Raw genomic sequence first — 17,659 nt, 5'->3', positions numbered from 1 at the left:
CTCGACCGGCTTCAGGGGCGCGGGTAGCCGATCTCGGCGATGTCGTCCTTGAGGTCCTTGAGCATCACCTCGGGATTGAGCGCGGTGACGATCTCCTCGGTGAGCGGCATCAGGGCGTAGACATGCGCGACCGCGTCGAGCTCCAGGGCGACGTCGTAGTACGACTCGGCGAAGGTCAGGTAGGCCTCGGGCCGCCCGTTGGCGATCAGGTCGAACAGCCAGTCGGCGCCGTCCTTGTCCACCCCTTCGACCGGTCCGCACAACCAGCGGTCGTCGGCGGGAGTACGCCAGAAGCAAACGGTCACCGAGCGATTGCCCTGGTCGTCGGTGAAGGACGGCTCGTCCAGCGCCGGCGCGAGCTCGTCGGGAACCCCGATGAAGAGGCCGGGCCAGGTTTCCTTGCCCGGCCGGCCCCAGGGCGAGATCGGTGAGTCGTGATCGAAGCCCTGCGCGATGACACCGTCGGGCGAGAACACGATCGAGTAGTCGTCGCCCGTGCCGCTCCGCATCAACGCCGCCTCGTCGGTCGGCGACCACTGCGCATCGAAGGAGTAGATCCGGTACTCCGGCTCGGGGCTGAGCACGGCGTCCAGCATCGCGAGGGCGCGACTGATCCGGCGGACCTTGTCGACGTCGGGCAGCCGGCCGAGCAGTTCGTAAACGGACACCCGGACATTCAATCGGTTCGCGGCCCCGATCGCGAGGCCGTCGCGCCGACCTGTGGACAACCCACGCCGGCCGGGAATATCTCCACGGACGGCGCGCTTATCGCGGGAGAACGGTCGTTTTCATTGGTCGAGAGGGATGACTGGCATGGCTGCCGACAAGACTTTTCCGTTGAACCTGTTCGGGATCGCGTTCGGCTTGTCCGGGCTGGCCGGGACCTGGACCGCGGCCGGCGAGAAGCTCGGTCTCGATGCCGCCGTAGCGAACGCGTTCTGGATCCTTGCGGCCGGTGCCTGGGCGATCAGCGTTGTCCGGTACCTGCTCGGCGCCCGTACCCTGCGGCAGATCGTGAAGGACCTGGGGCATCCCGTCCTCGGCCCGTTCGCGGCGCTGGTCCCGGCGAGCGGAATGCTGCTCGGGGCGAGACTCGGCCACTACGCGCCGACAGCCGGCAAGACCGTCGTGGTGATCATGTTCGTACTGAGCATCGCCATCGCGACTCTCTTCGTCCGGCATTTGATGCTCGGTGGGCTCGACGTCGACAAGCTGCACCCTGGGTACTTGCTGCCGACGGTGGCGGCCGGGCTGATCGGCGGTCAGAGCCTCGCGACGGTGGGGCTGCACTCGGTGGGCATCGCCTCCTTCGCGGTCGGCATCCTGATGTGGCTGCTGCTCGGCGCCGCCCTCACGGCCCGGCTGGCCTTCCGGCCTTCGTTGCCTACGGCACTCATTCCGACGATCGCGATCTTCGCCGCGCCGCCGGCCGTCGGCGGTAACGCCTGGTTCGCGTTGTCCGGTCGCGCCGATCTCTTCCAGCACGCGCTTCTGGGCAGCTTCGTGCTGCTGATCCTGGTTCAGCTGGCGCTGATTCCGACGTACGCGAAGCTGCCGTTCGGGTTGGGTTTCTGGGCGCTGACCTTCACGACGGCCGCGAGCGGGACGTACGGCATCCATTGGCTGACCGCGTCGGGGGTCGCGCTGGGTGGGGTGTGGACGGCCGCCGTGCTGGCCGCCGTCACCTTGCTGATCGGCTGGATCGCGGTCCGTTCGATCGTCTTCGTGACCGCCAACCACCGCAAGACAGCGTTGGAGCCGGTCGCGGCGCGCTGAGAGGGCTAGCCTTCGAGCTGGGAGGAACTTCCCACCAGTAGGTCCGGAATGCCTGCACGAGTCCGGAGGCTGCACAGTTCATGGTCGCTCGCAAAGCATTCCCGTTCCCGTTGTTCGGCATCGCGTTCGGTCTGTCCGGCCTGGCCGGGACGTGGACCGTCGCGGCCGACGCTCTGCACTTCACCATCGGCATCGCCAACGCCTTGTGGATCGTTGCCGCAGGCGCCTGGTTGATCAGCCTCGTCCGGTACGGGCTCGGGGCTCGTACCGTGCGTCAGGTGCTGGCCGATGTCCATCACCCGGTGCAGGGCGTCTTCGTCGCGCTGATCCCCGCCAGCGGGTTGCTGCTCGGCGCGCGGCTGAGCCAGTACTGGTCGGTCGCCGGCAAGATGGTCGTGGTGACCATGGCGGTGCTGACGGCAGTACTGGCCGCGTACTTCGTGCACCGGCTGATGCTCGGTGGGCTCGAACTCGATCAGATCCACCCGGCGTACTTGCTGCCGACGGTCGCGATCACCTTCATCGGCGGCCAGACGCTGGCGACTGTAGGACTGCACGAGCTCGGCTTCGCGTCGTTCGGCGTCGGCGTGCTGCTGTGGCTGGTGGTCGGCGCTGCGATCACCGTCCGGCTCGCAACCCGGCCGCTGCTACCGGCGCCGCTGATCCCGACATTCGCCGTCTACGCGGCGCCACCCGCCGTCGGTGGCAATGCCTATTTCGCCCTGACCGGCCACCCCGACGCCTTCCAGCACGCCTGGCTGGGCACCTTCGTCCTGTTCCTGCTGGTCCAGCTCGCGCTGATCCCGACCATCGCGAAGCTCCCGTTCGCGCTGACCTTCTGGACGATGACCTTCACCACCGCGGCCGCCGGTACCTACGGCATCCACTGGCTGGTCGCAACGGACGCACCGCTCCGCGACCTGTGGACCATCGTCATCCTCGCTCTGGTGACCCTGTGGATCGGCTGGGTCGCGGTCCGCTCGATCCTTCTCGTCGTCGGTCAGCACCGCCAGACGCCTGCGCCGGCCCGCTGAGCGGATCACCTACCGGCTCGCGACAACGCCCGGCCTTCCGCGTTTCCGCGTGGAGGCCGGGCGTTTCGTCGTACCGGGTATCAGCGGCGCTGGACTGCTTCCTCGGCGACCTCGACCAGTTCGCGGTCGGTTGCCTCGGTCTCCGCGTCGTGGGCCGGCTCGAGCCGGTCGTGCGCGATGAGGGACTGGATGGCGCGCAGTACTGCGCTCGCCGCTGCACCCCAGGTGGAGACGTAGGAGAACTGCCACCACCACAGCGCCTCGACGACCCGGCCCTCTTCGTAGTGCGCGAGGCCGTGCACCAGATCGGTCGCGATCGCGGTCAGGTCGTCGGAGAGCCGGTTGACGGTGATCTCCGGCGGAGCGGCGTACGGGTCGAAGACCTCGGCGTACTCGTCGAGACCCTCGAACAGGATCGCCAGCCGGTCGCGCATCGCGTCCAGGTCCGGATCCGGGCCCGCGTCGCTCTCGAACCGCTCCTCCGGGACGAAGTCCTCGAAGGCGCCCAGCCGCCCGCCGGCCAGCAGCAACTGGCTGACCTCGAGCAGCAGGTACGGCAGCGAGGCGAGTCCCTCGTCGACGCCGTCCTCATCGGGCTGCGCGGCGATGTCGCGCACGGAGATGAGGAAGCTCTGCACCTGGTCCGCGATCTGTTCGGCGAATTCCAGCAGGTCCTCGGAATCCGTCGCCAAAGCGCGCTCTGCAATATCGGTTGATTCAGTCATCGATCGATCGTCGCCCTTCAAACGCCCGTCCGAGTGTGACCTCGTCGGCGTACTCGAGGTCACCGCCTACTGGAAGTCCACTAGCCAAACGGGTGACGCGCAACCCCATGGGCCTCAACAACCGGCTCAGGTAGGTTGCAGTCGCCTCACCCTCGAGGTTCGGATCGGTGGCCAGAATGATCTCGGTCACCGCTCCGTCGGCCAGCCGCAGCATCAGTTCCCTGATCCGCAGCTCGTCCGGCCCGATCCCCTCGATCGGCGAGATCGCGCCGCCGAGGACGTGGTAGCGGCCGCGGAACTCGCGGGTCCGCTCGATCGCCACGACGTCCTTGGCCTCCTCGACCACGCAGATCAGCGCGAGGTCGCGACGCGGGTCGCGGCAGATCCGGCACTGCGTCTCCTCGGAGACGTTGCCGCAGATCTCGCAGAACTTGACCTTCTCCTTGACCTGCACGAGCACGTGCGCCAAGCGGCGTACGTCGGTCTCGTCGGTCGAGAGCAGATGGAAGGCAATGCGCTGCGCGGACTTCGGACCGACGCCGGGCAGCCGGCCGAGCTCGTCGATGAGGTCCTGGACGACCCCCTCGTACACGTCAGCCCGGGTTCTGACCGGGTGAACCGGTCGCGTCTGGCTTGCCGAAGCCGATGCTCGGCCGCTCCTGGCCTGCGGGGCCGGCCTGCTCGTCGTCGTCCGCGCCGGCGCCGAACATGCCGTCGAGGCCCGGCAGACCGCCGCCGAGGCCACCGGCCAGCGGGCCCATCGCGTTCGCCGCGAGCTGCTTGGCGTTCTCCGAGGCGTCCCGGACCGCGGCGACGACCAGGTCGGCCAGCGTCTCGGTGTCGTCGGGGTCCACGGCCTGCGGGTTGATCGTCAGGCTGAGCAGCTCACCGGTGCCGGAGACCAGCGCGGTCACCAGCCCACCGCCGGCACTGCCCTCGACCTCCTGGCTCTCCAGGTTGGCCTGCGCCTCCATCAACTGGCTCTGCATGGCTTGTGCCTGGGCCAGCAGGTTGGACATGTCGAACCCACCAGCGCCCTGCGAACCGCCACCGTCGAACACCGCGATCTCCCGTCCGAGCTGCTTCCCAGTTCCACTTGCTCCCCGAGCCTAGCCGGTCGCTGCGACAACCCGGCGTCCCGGTGGAAACCGATGAGTCTCCCAAGCCTTCTCCACAAGTTGTGGACACCTTTATCCACAGCCTGTGGACGACTGTCCTGCCAGAGCCTGACCGTTCACTCGCCCACTGTGGATGAACAAGCCCCAACCTGTGAATTCGAAAAGAGTTCACTTCCCACCCCTTGGCGCAGGGTGGAACGAGTGGTCGGGTCAGTTGGTTTCTTCGCTGATGATCTGAGCGCCCAGCGTCTCGGCCAGCAGATCGGTGTGGCTGCGAGAGTCCTCTTCGAGCACGATGTCGTCCTCGCCGATGGCCTCCGCCTCCTCCTCAGGAGTCAACGGCACCTCATGAACCGGTACTTCGGCAGCCCGCCGACTCTGTTCAGCCGCCACCGCGGCCTCAGCCGCCCGCCGCTTACTGGCCGCCTGCTCTCGCCGATCCTCCGAAGCCTCAGGCGTCGCAGCCGGCGCCGGAGGCCCACCCGCCTGCTGATCCCCTTGCAACCCACCCTGCTCAGCCCCCGCCGGCGTCACCTGCACGGCGACTGCCGGTCCTCCGACACTCGCCTGCGCACTCGAGGCCGCGTCCGACGCGCGCAAGGCGGTAGCCACCGCACCGTCGCCACTAGCCGCGACAGCTACAGACCCATCGCCCCCAGCACCCTGCGAACCGCCAGCCCCGTAACCGCCAGCTCCACCGTTCCCACCCGGACCGCCCGCCCCGCCAGCGCCCGCTCCGGGACCGCCCGCTCCCGGACCGCCTGCCCCCGGACCGCCTACGCCTGAGCCGCCTGCTCCCTGGCTGCCTGCACCAGCGCCAGTGCCGCCTGCACCGGGGCCACCGGGGCCACCGGGGCCACCGGGGCCCTGGCTACCTGCTCCGGAGCCTTGCAGGCTGCCCGAAGCACCGGCACCCGGAGCCTGCTGCACGCCACCCGCGCCTGCTGCATTTCCGCCCGGGCCAGCGCCCTGGGCGTTCCCGCCGGGTGCGTTCGCGCCCGGGGCTGCGGTGTGTGCGTTCGTAGTACCGGCGGTTGGGGCATCCCAGGATGAGGGTGGTGGGGAGCTTGGGGGTGGTGCTGCGGGCGGGGTGGCGCCTGGGTCGCTTGAGGGGTCGACGACGGCTTCGATGCGGCGGTTGAGGCCGATCGTGTCGATCATCGCCTGCTGCAGAATCTCGTCGCTGCCCGATCGCGCGAAGCTCTCCCGCGCACCGGCATTCACCAGGCCAAGTGTCAGCGTCTGCTCATCAATCGCGATGACCTGAGCGTTCTGACTCAGCATGATCCAAGCGAATCGCCGCTTGGCCTTCACCGCCTCAAGAATCTCCGGCCACAACCGCCGAACATCAATCAACCCAACAGACCCCGAGGAAGTCCCCGCAGCCGCAGGCCCACCCCCACGCCCAGCCGGCGCCGGCGCAGTACCCGAAGCCGGCGCAGCAGGAGCTGCCTGCGCAGGTGCGCTAGCCGGCGCCTGACCACCAGGTGCTGCAACCTGCGCGGAACGATCGCTCTGTGCGGGAGCCGCCACAGGCTCATCCCCCCACGCACCAGACCGCGAACCGGTGTTATCCACCGGCGCAGCCGCGCCATCCTGCGCCGCCCCCGCCGGAGCACTGCCTGGCCCGGGCACACCGCCTTGCCCCGGCCCTGCCGGAGCAGTGCCTTGCGCCGCCCCTGCCGGTGCGCTCGCGTGCCCGGCCCCTGCCGGGGTCCCGGCCGCCGACGAGCCACCTGGCACCGTCGATGCCTGTCCCTGCCCAGCGCCCGACTGCTCCTGAGCCTGCGCCGATCCGCCTGGCTCACCACCCTGCTGCGAGCCAGCCGCCGCGGTCTGCTGCGCAGCAGCAGCCGGACTCGCCACCTGGGACGCCGCTGGCTGGCCTCCACCCTGAGCGGCTTGCAAAGGCGAACCCTGGCTTCCAACCGGTGCTCCCTGCGGAGCGGCGGCGTGGGTCGGAGGGCCGGCCGGAGCTGGCGGCTTGTGCTGGGGTTGGTGCGTGGCCGGCGTACCGGCTGGGATTGAGCCGCCGGTGATGGTCAGGCGGCGTTCCATGCGGTCCAGGCGGGCTTGGATGCCGTTGGTGGAGTCGTCGGCGCCGGGGAGCAGCACCTTGGCGCAGATCAGTTCCAGCTGGAGGCGGGGAGCCGTCGCGCCGCGCATCTCCAGCAGACCGGCCGCGACGATGTCAGCCGCGCGGGTCAGCTCAGCCGCGCCGATACCCGCCGCCTGCGTCTGCAGCCGCTCGCCCTGGTCCTCGGCCGCCTCAATCAGCCCAGACGCGACCGCGTTCGGTACCGCCGACAAAATCACCAGGTCACGCAATCGCCGCAGCAGATCCTCGGCGAACCGCTTGGGGTCCTGCCCGGTCTCGATGACCTTCTCGATCGTCTCGAACACGGCCCTGCTGTCGTGCGCCGCGAACCCATCCACGCACGCATCCAGCAACGAGTCCGGCGTGAAGCCGAGCAGCTGCACAGCCAGCCGGTACGTCACCCCGTCGCTGTCCGCACCACCGATCAACTGATCGAGCACGCTCAGCGAATCACGCACCGATCCAGCGCCCGCGCGAACCACCAGCGGCAGCGCGGCCGGCTCGATCGTGACGCCCTCGGCCTCACAAAGGGTCGCCATGTACTCAGCGAGCGCCTTCGGCGGTACCAACCGGAAGGGGTAATGGTGCGTCCGGGACCGGATCGTCCCGATCACCTTCTCGGGCTCGGTCGTCGCGAAGATGAACTTGAGGTGCGGCGGCGGCTCCTCGACCAGCTTCAGCAGGGCGTTGAAGCCCTGCGTCGTGACCATGTGCGCCTCGTCGATGATGTAGATCTTGTAGCGGCTCTCGACCGGCGCGAAGAAGGCCCGCTCGCGCAGGTCGCGCGCGTCGTCGACACCACCGTGCGAGGCGGCGTCGATCTCGATCACGTCGATGCTGCCGGGACCACCGCGGGCCAGGTCGGTGCAGGACTTGCAGACCCCGCACGGCTCGGCGATCGGGCCCTTCTCGCAGTTGATCGCGCGGGCCAGGATCCGGGCGCTGGTGGTCTTGCCGCAGCCGCGTGGACCGGAGAACAGATAGGCGTGGTTCACCCGGTTGTTGCTCAGCGCGTTCCGCAGCGGAACGGTGACATGGTCCTGCCCGATCACCTCGGAGAAGGTCTCCGGGCGGTACCGGCGATACAACGCAAGGGGTGCTTCCACGACGGCAACCCTAGCGCCGAGCGCCGACAATCCACGCTCCCCCGTGCACAGGTAGCGCACAGATCACCGCTGACCGCCCCCGCCGGCTCAATGCAGACCTTCCTCCAGCAGCCCGAGCAGGTAGTCCCCGTAGCCCGACTTGGGCAGAGCGTCGGCGCAGCGCTGCAGCCCGGCGTCGTCGATGAATCCGCGCCGCCAGGCGATCTCCTCCGGGCAGCTGATCTTCTGCCCTTGCCGCGTCTCGACCGCCCGGACGTACTCCCCGGCCGACATCAGCGCGTCGAACGTCCCAGTGTCGAGCCAGGCGGTACCGCGGGGCAGTACCTCCACCTGCAACCGCTTGTCCTGGAGGTAGCTCGCATTGACCGCAGTGATCTCCAGCTCGCCACGCGCCGACGGCCGGACCTCCTTGGCGACCTCGACGACATCGCTGGAGTAGAAGTACAGCCCCGGCACTGCGTACTTGCTCTTCGGCCGTGCCGGCTTCTCTTCGATGCTCAGCGCCCGCCCGTCCGCGTCGAACTCGACCACCCCGTACGCCGACGGGTCCGCGACCCGGTACGCGAAGATGACCCCGCCGTCCACCTCGTTGAACCGCTGCAGGTGCAACCCGAGTCCCGGCCCGTAGAAGATGTTGTCGCCGAGCGCCAGCGCGACCGGGTCCGAGCCGATGAACGACTCCCCGATCAGGAACGCCTGGGCGAGACCGTCCGGGCTGGGCTGTTCGGCGTACGAGATCTCCATCCCGAACTGCGAACCGTCCCCCAGCAACCGCCGGAACTGCGCGGCGTCGCCGGGCCGGGTGATCACCAGCACCTCACGGATGTTCGCCAGGATCAGCGTCGACAGCGGGTAGTAGATCATCGGCTTGTCGTACACCGGCAACAGCTGCTTGCTGACCCCCATCGTCAACGGATGCAGCCGGGTACCGTCGCCGCCGGCCAGGATGATCCCTCGCATTCCCGCCACCCTACCGACGCCGGTCGCCTTGCGCGCACCCCCGGCGATTCGACCGGCAGCCACCTCCACCAGCCCAACGACCGCCACACCAGCAGGAAATTCGGCTGCCGCCAACCGGCCCCGCCATCTACCCTTTCGCGGACGACGAACGAAGGACGCCGGACGCTGGGCGCTGGACGCGGGAAGTCGGACGCGGGAAGTCGGACGCGGACGACGAGCCCGGACGACAACCGACGCCCGGCGCGACGCGACGGGACGCGCCGAGACGAGACGCGACAGTTGACTGCGAACTGGCGCCGCGACGATGAGGAGGCAGCTCGTGCCGGACGACGAAGAGTTTCTCGATCGGGTTGTCGCCAAGCTCGCGGGCCTGCCCGGTGTGACGGCGATTGCGCTTGGCGGCTCGCGCGCCCAAGGAACACATCAGGCCGACAGCGACTGGGATCTCGGGATCTACTACCGGAACACCTTCGATCCGCAGGATCTCCGGGACCTCGGGTGGTCCGGCGAGGTCTTCGAACTAGGCGCCTGGGGCGGCGGCATCTTCAACGGTGGCGCCTGGCTCCAGATCGACGGCCGCAAGGTGGACGTCCACTACCGCGATCTCGCGGTGATCGAGCGCGTAATCGCGGAGGCCGAGGTCGGACAGTTCACCATCGAACCGCTGATGTTCCACCTGGCCGGTATCCCCAGCTACCTCCTCCTGGCGGAGCTGGCCTTCGCCCAAGTCCTCCACGGCGACCTCCCCCGCCCTACCTACCCACCCGAACTCCAACAGCAAGCCGCGACCAGATGGTGGAACAGCGCCGACCTCCTCTTCGGGTACGCCGAGACAAGCTCCGCCTCCTCCGGACGAGTCACCCAATGCCTGGGCCTGCTGGCTCAGGCCACCATGATGGCGGCCCATGCCGTGATGGCCGCCGAGGGTCGATGGGTAACCAATGAGAAGCGGCTGCTCCCCGATGCCGGCCTCAGCTCGGTCGATGACCTCCTGCTTGATTTCGGCAAGGCCCCGGAGGACCTCGCCTCACTGATCAGGTCCACACGCAACGTCTGCAGCTCCCGCCTCGCAACCGCTACCAACCCTGACGAGAGTCACTCGAGGTGGTAGTCGGCGAACCGAGTCCGCAGGTCCTTCTTGGAGAACTTGCCGACGCTGGTCTTCGGCACCTCGTCGATGAACTCGACCGCGTCGGGCAGCCACCACTTGGCAACCAACGGCTCCAAGTACGCAAGGATCTCTTCGGACGTCGCGGTCGCACCCTCTTGCAGTACTACGCACGCCAGCGGCCGCTCGTCCCACTTCGGATGCGGTACGCCGATGACCGCCGCCTCCCTGATCGCCGGGTGAGCCATCAGCAGGTTCTCCAACTCCACCGAGCTGATCCACTCGCCACCGGACTTCACCAGGTCCTTCGTCCGGTCGACGAGCCGCACTGAGCCGTACTGATCGATGGCGGCGACGTCGCCCGTCTTCATCCAGCCGTCCTCGGTGTTGAGCTCGACCCCTGCATCGGGCCGGTAGTACTCCGCCGCGATCCACGGCCCGCGGACCTGCAGCTCACCCGTCGCCTCGTCATTCCACGGCAATGGGGTGATGGATCCTGGCTCGACGATCCGCACCTCGACCCCCGGCAACGGCAGTCCTTGCCGGGCGCGGAGCTTGGCCTGCTCCTCCTCGGGCAGCCCTTGGTCGCGCGTCGGAATGTGCGAGGCCGTCGCGACCGGACTCGTCTCGGTCATCCCCCAGGCCTGCAGGATCGGCTTGCCGAGCTTGCTCCGGAATGCCTCGGACAGCGCCAGCGGCACGGCCGAGCCACCACACGGGATCCGCCGGAGCTTGGGCAGCTCCACACCGTCCAGCAACGGCAACAGCCCTTGCCAGATCGTCGGCACGCCCGCGGCGACCGTGACGTCTTGCTCCTTCAGCAGCTTGAGGATCCCCTGCGGCGACATGTCCGGCCCGGGGAAGACCAGGCTCGCGCCGGCCATCGGTGCCGCATGCGCGAGCCCCCACGCATTGGCGTGGAACATCGGCACCACCGGCAGCACGGTGTCGGTCTCGTGGAGCCCGATGGCGGCATTGGTGAGCACCCCGATCGAGTGCAGCCAGGTCGAGCGGTGGGAGTAGACGACGCCCTTGGGGTTGCCGGTCGTCCCGCTCGTGTAGCACATGGCGGCTGCCTGGTTCTCGTCCTCGACGTGGAACTCGACCGGCTCAGCGGCGGCCAGCAGCTCCTCGTAGTCGTGGAAGCGGTCGTCGTCCGGCAGTTCGACGCTCGGAGCGCCGGCCGGCAGGTCGTCCATCACCACGACGTGCCGGAGCAACGGCAGCCGGTCGAGCAACGGCAGGAACAGTCCGAGCAACGACCGGTCGACGAAGACCACCTCGTCCTCGGCGTGGTTCGCGATGTAGACGACTTGGTCGGGGAAGAGCCTGATGTTGAGCGTGTGCAGCACCCGCCCGGTACAGGGCGCCGCGAAGTACAGCTCGAGGTGGCGGCCCGAGTTCCAGGCGAAGGTGCCGACCCGGCCGTCCGAGCTGATGCCCAGCGTGTCGAAGACGCCGCCGAGCCGTCGCGTCCGCGCTGCCCACTCCGCGTACGTAGTACTGGTAGGTGCTGGGCCGCCGGTGTAGACGGTCTTGTCCGGGAAGAATTGTTCCGCGCGGCGGAAGATCGTGTCCAGGGACAGCTGGGAATCCTGCATCAGACCCTTCATGCACACACTGTGCCAGTCCCGATGTCAGGTTGACCATGACCGCACAGTGACCTGCAACTGCACTGAGAAGGAACTCACACCGCCTCCGACCACGCCTCGGCGACGGTTTTCACCGCCACACCCGAACGAACCGACTCGGCGATCGCCAGCGCGATCAGATGGTCCTGACTCGCCGAAGCCAGCGGGTACGGCGGCTCGCCCGCACCCCGGCACCAATCCGTCATCCCGGCCAGCAACGACCCGATCGCGATCTCCTCGTCAGCCAGCCGGACCCCGGGAAACGGGTTCCGGTAGACCACCGATCCGTCGAGGCTGAGATGGTCGAGAGCGAACCCCTCCAGATTCGGCCCGAGCCCCGTCTGCCGCCGTACCAGCTGCGACTCGACAGCCGTCGCCGGATCGACGAGCCGCACCACCCGATCGTCGACCAGCTCACCATGACTCCCCCGAATCACGATCCGGCTGCTGCGCAAGGGGTTGTGCCACTGGTTGTCGGTGAAGTCGTAAACCCCGACCCGACCGCCGAAATCCAGCGTCGCCAAAGTGGTGGCCGCCGGACGCACCACGCTCGAGCCAGTCCAGCCGTCCCGCGTCATCGGATCGACCAGCGGCGCCTCGAACGACCGCGCCACAACCGTCGCCGGCTCCATCCCGACCCCGAGCAGCCGCCGAATCACCGACACCGCGTGGTACAGATGCGTCGACGACAGCTGAACCGACCCGACCTCCCCAAGCGCACCACGACGCACCAGCGACAACTGCGCCGCATGCAAAGGCAGGAAGGGATTCTGCTCAGCCACCTGCACCAACCCACTGGCGCCCACAGAGGACCAAAGCCGCCGCAGCCCCTCCACATCCGGCGCCGGCGGCGTCTCGGTCAGCACCGGGATGCCCTCGGCAACCAACTCGGCAGTCACTCCCGGCGCGACCTCCCACGGCACGGACACCACGACGAAGTCCGGCCGCCCAGCCGCGAGCAACGAACCCACCGACCGGTACGCCGGTACGCCCCACCGCCCCTCAACTTCCTCTCCCCGCGACGCGGTCCGAGTGACCACCCCACTCACCGCGAACCGCGAGGGCATCACCTCCGCCAACCGCAGGAAGAACTCGCTCCGCCACCCACTACCAACGACCGCGTACCGCCCCGGCTGCTCCGACATGCCCCAAGTCTCCCGCCCGGTCATTAGTTGACACGACATACATGTCGTGTAATGTATTGGGCATGGACATCGACAGAGTCACCACCCTCAGCACCGGAAGCGTCCGGATCCGCCCCGAGCACGTCGGCCCGACGGACAAGAACATGTACGTCTGGCTCGCCACCTCGAAGAGCTGGACCCCGCCGCGGCCGATCAACGTCTACGTCGTGGAGCATCCCGACGGCCTGGTCCTGTTCGACACCGGTCAGGACCGCGCGTCCGTCACCGACCCGGACTACTTCCCGGGCGGCCTGAACGGCATCGTCTACGACCGTCTCGCGACCTTCGAGATAGCGCCCGAGCAGACCCTCTCGAACCTGCTGACCGCAGCCGGATACGACATCGCCGACGTCCACACGGCAGTGCTGTCGCATCTGCACCAGGACCACATCGGCGGCCTGCGAGAGCTCAGCAAGGCGCGGATCGTCGTCGCGGACGAGGAGTGGAAGTCGATGCGCCGGCCGCTCCCCACCGCCCGCGGCTACCTGCGACGGCACATCGAGCGCCCCGACCTGCGCTGGGAGCGCATCCACTACGAAGGCATCGCCCCGATCGGTCCGTTCGACCAGGGACACGACCTGTTCCAAGACGGCAGCCTCGTGCTGCTGCCGACACCGGGCCACACCCCCGGCTCGCTCTCCATGCTCGTACGCCGCACCGGCAGGCCACCCCTACTGATGGTCGGCGACCTCACGTACGACGCCGATCTACTCGCTGCCGGCGAGATCCCCGGAGTCGGCAAGCGGCCGGAACTGCACCGCGCCGTCGCCAAGGTCAACCAGTTGCGCGAACTGTTCCCCGACCTCGTCGTACTGGCCGCCCATGATCCCGCCGCACACCTCGCCTTGCACTAGCAGGAGGATGTCGCTCCATGAAGGTTGCTGAAGAACTCCGGTACCTGATCCTCGCGATCCAGCGAGAGGGCAACCGGCTACTTGCCGCGGAGCTCCGCCCCCTAGGCGTCACGCCCTCGCAGGCGGAAGTACTGCGCGTACTACGCGACCACGGCCCCCTCACCCTGAGCGCACTCGGCGGACTACTCGTCTGCGAGACCGGCAACAGCCCTAGCCGCCTGGTAGACCGTCTAGTCGCGCAGGGCCTGGTACAGCGCGACACGGACCCGGACGACCGCCGGTACCTCGCACTGAGCCTCACTGCCGAGGGGAAGGCCCTCAGCAAGCGCATAGTCGCCGCCGAGGACAAGCTGCATCACGCCATCGATCAACTCGTCACCGGCCAACCAGTGGCCGAGACCATCACCACCCTCCGCGCCCTGGCCGGCGCCTTCCCCGCCGGAGAGGCACTGGCCAGACGCCGCGCCACCGAGAAGGAGTGAAACCCCAATGGAGCAAGCCACTCTGCACATCGAGGGCCCAGCCGCCGACGTCCTACTAGACGCAAACGCCCTGCCCTCATGGAACGAGGCCTTCCTCAGCATCGACGGCCCGGCGACACCAGCAGTCGGCCAGCGCTACCAGCTGCGGGTACGCCCAGGCCTGACCGGCTGGCTCGAGTACACGGCCATCTCACCGACCCGCATCGACATCACCTGGCAGGTGCCCGGCTTCCGCGAGGTCGGGGTCTGGGAGATCGACCAGAGCCGGGTCACCCACTCGTTCGAGCACACCGGCCCACTGGCCGCCGTACTGCGTCCTGCCTATCGCGGGATCGCCGCAGTGCGGCTGCAACGCCTCTCAGTTGAAGTGGGCGCCAGGCTTGCGGTATCCGCGCAGTAGATCGCGCGAGATGATCAGCCGCTGCATCTCGTCCGTCCCCTCGAAGATGCGCCACAGTCGCACCTCGCGGAACCAGCGCTCGATCGGCAGTTCCTTCGTGTAGCCCATCCCGCCATGGATCTGCAGTACCCGGTCGGCGACCCGGTTGACCGTATTGGTCCCATAGAGCTTGGCGATCGCACTGTCGTGCTGCGGCGGCCGCCCCTGGTCGACGGACCAGGCCGCATAGAAGACAAGCCACCGGGCTGCCTCCAGCTCGACCTCGGAGTCCGCGATCATCCACTGGATCGCCTGGTTGTCACCGATCGGATTGCCGAAGGTCTCCCGCGTGGTCGCGTGCTCGATCGCCAACTGCAGAAGGCGTTCGCAGGCACCAAGACCGCGGGCAGGGATGATGAAGCGACCCTTCATGATCCACCGCATCGCCAGCTCGTAGCCCTGCCCGATCTCGCCGAGCACATGATCGTGCGGCACCCGCACGTCGTCGAAGCTCAGCGTCGCCGGGACCGCCTGGCCCATCGTCACGATCGGGTCGGACGTCCAGCCACGGTCCCGGTCGACCAAGAAGGCGGTGAACCCACCCTTCGACCCCAACTCCGCATCAGTGACCGCGATGACGATCGCGAAATCCGCTTCGTTGCCACCCGTGATGAAGGTCTTCTCACCCCGGATCACCCACTCGTCACCATCGCGGCGGGCGGTCGTCCGGATCGCCCGCGTATCGGAGCCGGCCCCCGGCTCGGTGATCGCGAAACACGACTTCCGCTCACCCGAGATCGTCGGCAGCAGGTACTCCTTGCGCTGCTCCTCATTGCATTCGAACAGGATGTTGTCGGCCTCGCCGCCGAACGAGAACGGTACGAAAGTACGCCCGAGCTCACTCGTGATCAGCGCCTGGTCGACCGCCGACAGGTCCATCCCGCCGTACTCCTCGGGCGTGCTCAACCCCCAGAACCCGAACGACTTCGCCTTCAGCCGGAGCGCCTTGACGACCTCCGGCTCGATCCCCGGCAACCCTTCCCGCTCCCGCTTGAGCACCTCGTTCTCCAGCGGCATCAGCTCCCGGCGGACGAACTCCCGCGTCGTCTCGCGGATCGCCCGCTGTTCCTCACTGAGCGAGAAGTCGACCATCAGCCCTCCATCGAATGGGTTTTCAACCACCGTAGGCGGTTCTACGCTCGCTCACATGCTGATGGAGATTCGCGGTACAAACCTGTACGTCGATCAGCGCGGCCCGTCGAACGCCCCGGCGCTCCTGTTCCTGCACGGCGGCCCCGGCTCGGGAACGTACGACTTCCTCTCCTTCCAGGGCGACGCGCTGTCCAGGCACCTCCACCTGATCGCCGTCGACCAACGCGGCGTACAGCACTCCGATCCACTCGTCGGCGAGGTCACCGAGCACGACCTGATCGCCGACTTCGAGGCGCTGCGCGAAGTACTGGGCATCGACAGCTGGGCGATCCTCGGCCACTCGTTCGGCGGCCGGCTGGCGCTCCGGTACGCCGTACTGCATCCCGCGATCGTCGAGCGGGTGATCTTCGAGAACCCGGCCTGGGACTTCGAACTCGTCACCCGAAACCTGGTCCAGGCCGGCCTGCCGCTGTTGCGCGAACTCGGCCTGGCCGAAGGTGTGGAGGAGCTGCTCGACAACCACGGCCCGATGACCGTGGAGATCTGGCACAAGCGGATCAGCGCGCTGCATCGCCTCGGCGACCGCCGGATGGAGATCTACCTCGGACCAGGCTCGAGGGACCTGAAGCTGCCTGCCGATGACCTACCCGACGAGATCCAGAGCCGTGCCGGGCGGTTCGCCGAGAGCATCATCCGGTCGCCCGGCTTCGTCGAATCGCTGCTGCCGCTGCTCAGCCAGGTGCCGCAGCCGGCGCTGCTGATCAAGGGCGGGTACGACCCCGTCACCAGCCCGACCGAGATCACCCGCTTCCAGCAGGACGTCCGCAACGGCACATACCGGTACTTCGAAGCCGCCGGTCATTTCGTCCACGCCGAAGCCGCCGACGCCTACACCGCCCTCGTCACGGAGTTCCTGCTCGTCTGACCCGGACCGCCATCACACCAACTCGCGCACGGCGCGTCGCCTCACGCCTGCGGACCGCGACGCAGGACAGGGTGGTGTGTGGTGGACGTCCGGAGCTCAGGGAGCGATCGGGACCGCGCGCTTGTGGATGGTGCGCCGGTGGTACCCGATGATCGTCTCGGCCGCCTTGTCGCTGACCTGCTTGCCCTCGAGGAAGTCGTCGATCTCGTCGTACGTCACCCCGAGCACCAGCTCGTCCGGCACACCCGGGTTGCCCGTCTCCAGGTCAGCCGTCGGCACCTTCCCGGTGATCAGGTCGGACGCACCGAGCTTCGCGCCGACCGCCCGCACCCGGCGCTTGGTGAGCCCCGCCAGCGGAGTCAGGTCGCAGGCGCCATCGCCGTACTTCGTGAAGAACCCCATCACCGCCTCGGCCGCGTGATCCGTCCCGACCACGAGCCCGCCGCGCACCCCGGCGACGGCGTACTGCGCCACCATCCGCTGCCGTGCCTTGACGTTGCCGCTGTGGAAGTCCTCGCGATCACCCAGATCGGCGTGCCTGACCGACTCGACCAGGGCGTCCGTGGCCGGCTTGACGTCGACCGTGAGCGTCTCGTCCGGGCGGATGAACTCCAGCGCCCGCTGCGCGTCGTCCTCGTCGGCCTGTACGCCGTACGGCAGCCGCATCGCGACGAAGCTCGCCTGGCCGCCCTCCGCCCGCACCCGCTCGACGGCTAGCTGACAGAGGCGGCCCGCAGTACTGGAGTCGACGCCGCCGGAGATACCCAGCACGTACGCCTTGGCGCCCGACGTCCGGAGCTGGTCGACGAGGAACGCGACCCGGCGCTCGATCTCGACGTCGGCATCGAAGGACGGCGTCACCCCGAGCTCGCCGATGATCAGTTCCTGCAGGTACCGGCGGTCGAGCTCGCTCATCGGACTCCCTCGTAGGCGTGGATCGTTCGATCCCAGCCTATTTCGCGGCCTTTGGCGGTGACTGCGAAGGGGTCCGGACATAAGGATTCCCCGCGCACCCGGAAGAGCTCACTTACCCTTGCTGCCTTCCGGCCCTGGGGGAGTTGGGCGAGATACCGCCACGCGGGGAACCAGCCAGAAGTGTACGTGATCAGGCCCCCCACCTCAGAATC

At 68.1% G+C, this 17,659-nt stretch carries 17 protein-coding genes and 1 other RNA gene; 7 read left to right on the top strand and 11 right to left on the bottom strand.

The features are described from left to right. Positions 1 to 11: 11 nt before the first annotated feature. A complete protein-coding gene (locus tag ABD116_RS10155) occupies positions 12 to 668 on the bottom strand; it encodes a hypothetical protein (RefSeq protein WP_343967343.1) in 657 nt (218 codons plus the stop codon). 145 nt (positions 669 to 813) lie between these two features. Between ABD116_RS10155 and ABD116_RS10150 the strand changes: the two genes are divergently transcribed. Both ABD116_RS10150 and ABD116_RS10145 read left to right on the top strand, forming a co-directional pair. Continuing rightward, positions 814 to 1,776, top strand: a complete 963-nt coding sequence (locus ABD116_RS10150) for an SLAC1 family transporter (protein ID WP_343967341.1) — start codon at positions 814 to 816, stop codon at positions 1,774 to 1,776. Positions 1,777 to 1,856: 80 nt separating this feature from the next. Further along, entirely contained in the window at positions 1,857 to 2,810 is a 954-nt protein-coding gene (locus ABD116_RS10145; RefSeq protein ID WP_343967339.1) for an SLAC1 family transporter, read from the top strand. A gap of 80 nt (positions 2,811 to 2,890) precedes the next feature. On the opposite strand, the gene ABD116_RS10140 is transcribed toward ABD116_RS10145, so the two are convergent. The 5 genes from ABD116_RS10140 to rfbA form a co-directional block, all read right to left on the bottom strand. Beyond that, positions 2,891 to 3,535 (bottom strand): DUF5063 domain-containing protein, encoded by a 645-nt coding sequence (locus ABD116_RS10140; protein ID WP_164600585.1) that lies wholly within the window; start codon positions 3,533 to 3,535, stop codon positions 2,891 to 2,893. Next, positions 3,528 to 4,127 carry a recombination mediator RecR gene (recR, locus tag ABD116_RS10135; protein ID WP_343967336.1) on the bottom strand — a complete coding sequence of 200 codons (600 nt, stop codon included), beginning with the start codon at positions 4,125 to 4,127 and terminating at the stop codon, positions 3,528 to 3,530. Before recR ends, ABD116_RS10140 begins: the two co-directional genes overlap by 8 nt. Position 4,128: 1 nt before the next feature. After that, positions 4,129 to 4,596 carry a YbaB/EbfC family nucleoid-associated protein gene (locus tag ABD116_RS10130; RefSeq protein WP_343967334.1) on the bottom strand — a complete coding sequence of 156 codons (468 nt, stop codon included), beginning with the start codon at positions 4,594 to 4,596 and terminating at the stop codon, positions 4,129 to 4,131. Positions 4,597 to 4,863: 267 nt separating this feature from the next. Beyond that, positions 4,864 to 7,908, bottom strand: coding sequence for a DNA polymerase III subunit gamma and tau (locus ABD116_RS10125; RefSeq protein WP_425552075.1), 3,045 nt, complete (start codon positions 7,906 to 7,908; stop codon positions 4,864 to 4,866). 36 nt (positions 7,909 to 7,944) lie between these two features. Further along, entirely contained in the window at positions 7,945 to 8,817 is an 873-nt protein-coding gene (rfbA, locus tag ABD116_RS10120; RefSeq protein WP_343967332.1) for a glucose-1-phosphate thymidylyltransferase RfbA, read from the bottom strand. Between the two features lie 319 nt (positions 8,818 to 9,136). Between rfbA and ABD116_RS10115 the strand changes: the two genes are divergently transcribed. Then, entirely contained in the window at positions 9,137 to 9,928 is a 792-nt protein-coding gene (locus tag ABD116_RS10115; protein ID WP_343967330.1) for a nucleotidyltransferase domain-containing protein, read from the top strand. On the opposite strand, the gene ABD116_RS10110 is transcribed toward ABD116_RS10115, so the two are convergent. Both ABD116_RS10110 and ABD116_RS10105 read right to left on the bottom strand, forming a co-directional pair. Continuing rightward, positions 9,913 to 11,538 carry a long-chain fatty acid--CoA ligase gene (locus ABD116_RS10110; protein ID WP_343967328.1) on the bottom strand — a complete coding sequence of 542 codons (1,626 nt, stop codon included), beginning with the start codon at positions 11,536 to 11,538 and terminating at the stop codon, positions 9,913 to 9,915. The genes ABD116_RS10115 and ABD116_RS10110 overlap by 16 nt on opposite strands. A 74-nt stretch (positions 11,539 to 11,612) precedes the next feature. After that, entirely contained in the window at positions 11,613 to 12,701 is a 1,089-nt protein-coding gene (locus tag ABD116_RS10105; RefSeq protein WP_343967326.1) for a Gfo/Idh/MocA family protein, read from the bottom strand. Between the two features lie 62 nt (positions 12,702 to 12,763). On the opposite strand from ABD116_RS10105, the gene ABD116_RS10100 reads away from it, so the two are divergent. Genes ABD116_RS10100 through ABD116_RS10090 form a run of 3 tightly spaced genes read left to right on the top strand, consistent with a single transcriptional unit; the run spans position 12,764 to position 14,476 of the window. After that, on the top strand, positions 12,764 to 13,594 hold the full coding sequence (locus tag ABD116_RS10100; RefSeq protein ID WP_343967324.1) for an N-acyl homoserine lactonase family protein: 831 nt from the start codon (positions 12,764 to 12,766) through the stop codon (positions 13,592 to 13,594). Between the two features lie 17 nt (positions 13,595 to 13,611). Further along, positions 13,612 to 14,076, top strand: coding sequence for a MarR family winged helix-turn-helix transcriptional regulator (locus tag ABD116_RS10095; protein ID WP_343967322.1), 465 nt, complete (start codon positions 13,612 to 13,614; stop codon positions 14,074 to 14,076). 7 nt (positions 14,077 to 14,083) lie between these two features. Further along, a complete protein-coding gene (locus tag ABD116_RS10090; protein WP_343967320.1) occupies positions 14,084 to 14,476 on the top strand; it encodes an SRPBCC family protein in 393 nt (130 codons plus the stop codon). Here ABD116_RS10090 and ABD116_RS10085 read toward each other — a convergent pair. Further along, the gene (locus ABD116_RS10085; protein ID WP_343967318.1) at positions 14,435 to 15,607 is read right to left on the bottom strand and encodes an acyl-CoA dehydrogenase family protein; all 1,173 of its coding nucleotides are present in this window, start codon (positions 15,605 to 15,607) and stop codon (positions 14,435 to 14,437) included. The genes ABD116_RS10090 and ABD116_RS10085 overlap by 42 nt on opposite strands. Before the next feature lie 55 nt (positions 15,608 to 15,662). On the opposite strand from ABD116_RS10085, the gene ABD116_RS10080 reads away from it, so the two are divergent. Continuing rightward, positions 15,663 to 16,532, top strand: a complete 870-nt coding sequence (locus ABD116_RS10080; RefSeq protein WP_343967316.1) for an alpha/beta fold hydrolase — start codon at positions 15,663 to 15,665, stop codon at positions 16,530 to 16,532. A 96-nt stretch (positions 16,533 to 16,628) separates the two neighbouring features. Here ABD116_RS10080 and nadE read toward each other — a convergent pair whose 3' ends face one another. Both nadE and ffs read right to left on the bottom strand, forming a co-directional pair. After that, positions 16,629 to 17,447: an ammonia-dependent NAD(+) synthetase gene (gene nadE / locus ABD116_RS10075; RefSeq protein WP_343967314.1), complete on the bottom strand. Its 819-nt coding sequence runs from the start codon at positions 17,445 to 17,447 to the stop codon at positions 16,629 to 16,631. A gap of 78 nt (positions 17,448 to 17,525) precedes the next feature. Beyond that, positions 17,526 to 17,622: signal recognition particle sRNA small type (gene ffs / locus ABD116_RS10070), an RNA gene on the bottom strand. Positions 17,623 to 17,659: the final 37 nt, after the last annotated feature.

It is taken from the genome of Kribbella koreensis, assembly GCF_039525325.1.
Taxonomy (GTDB): Bacteria; Actinomycetota; Actinomycetes; order Propionibacteriales; family Kribbellaceae; genus Kribbella; species Kribbella koreensis.
Note: the sequence above shows the minus strand (reverse complement) of the source record. Positions and strands in the feature narration are given on the sequence as shown.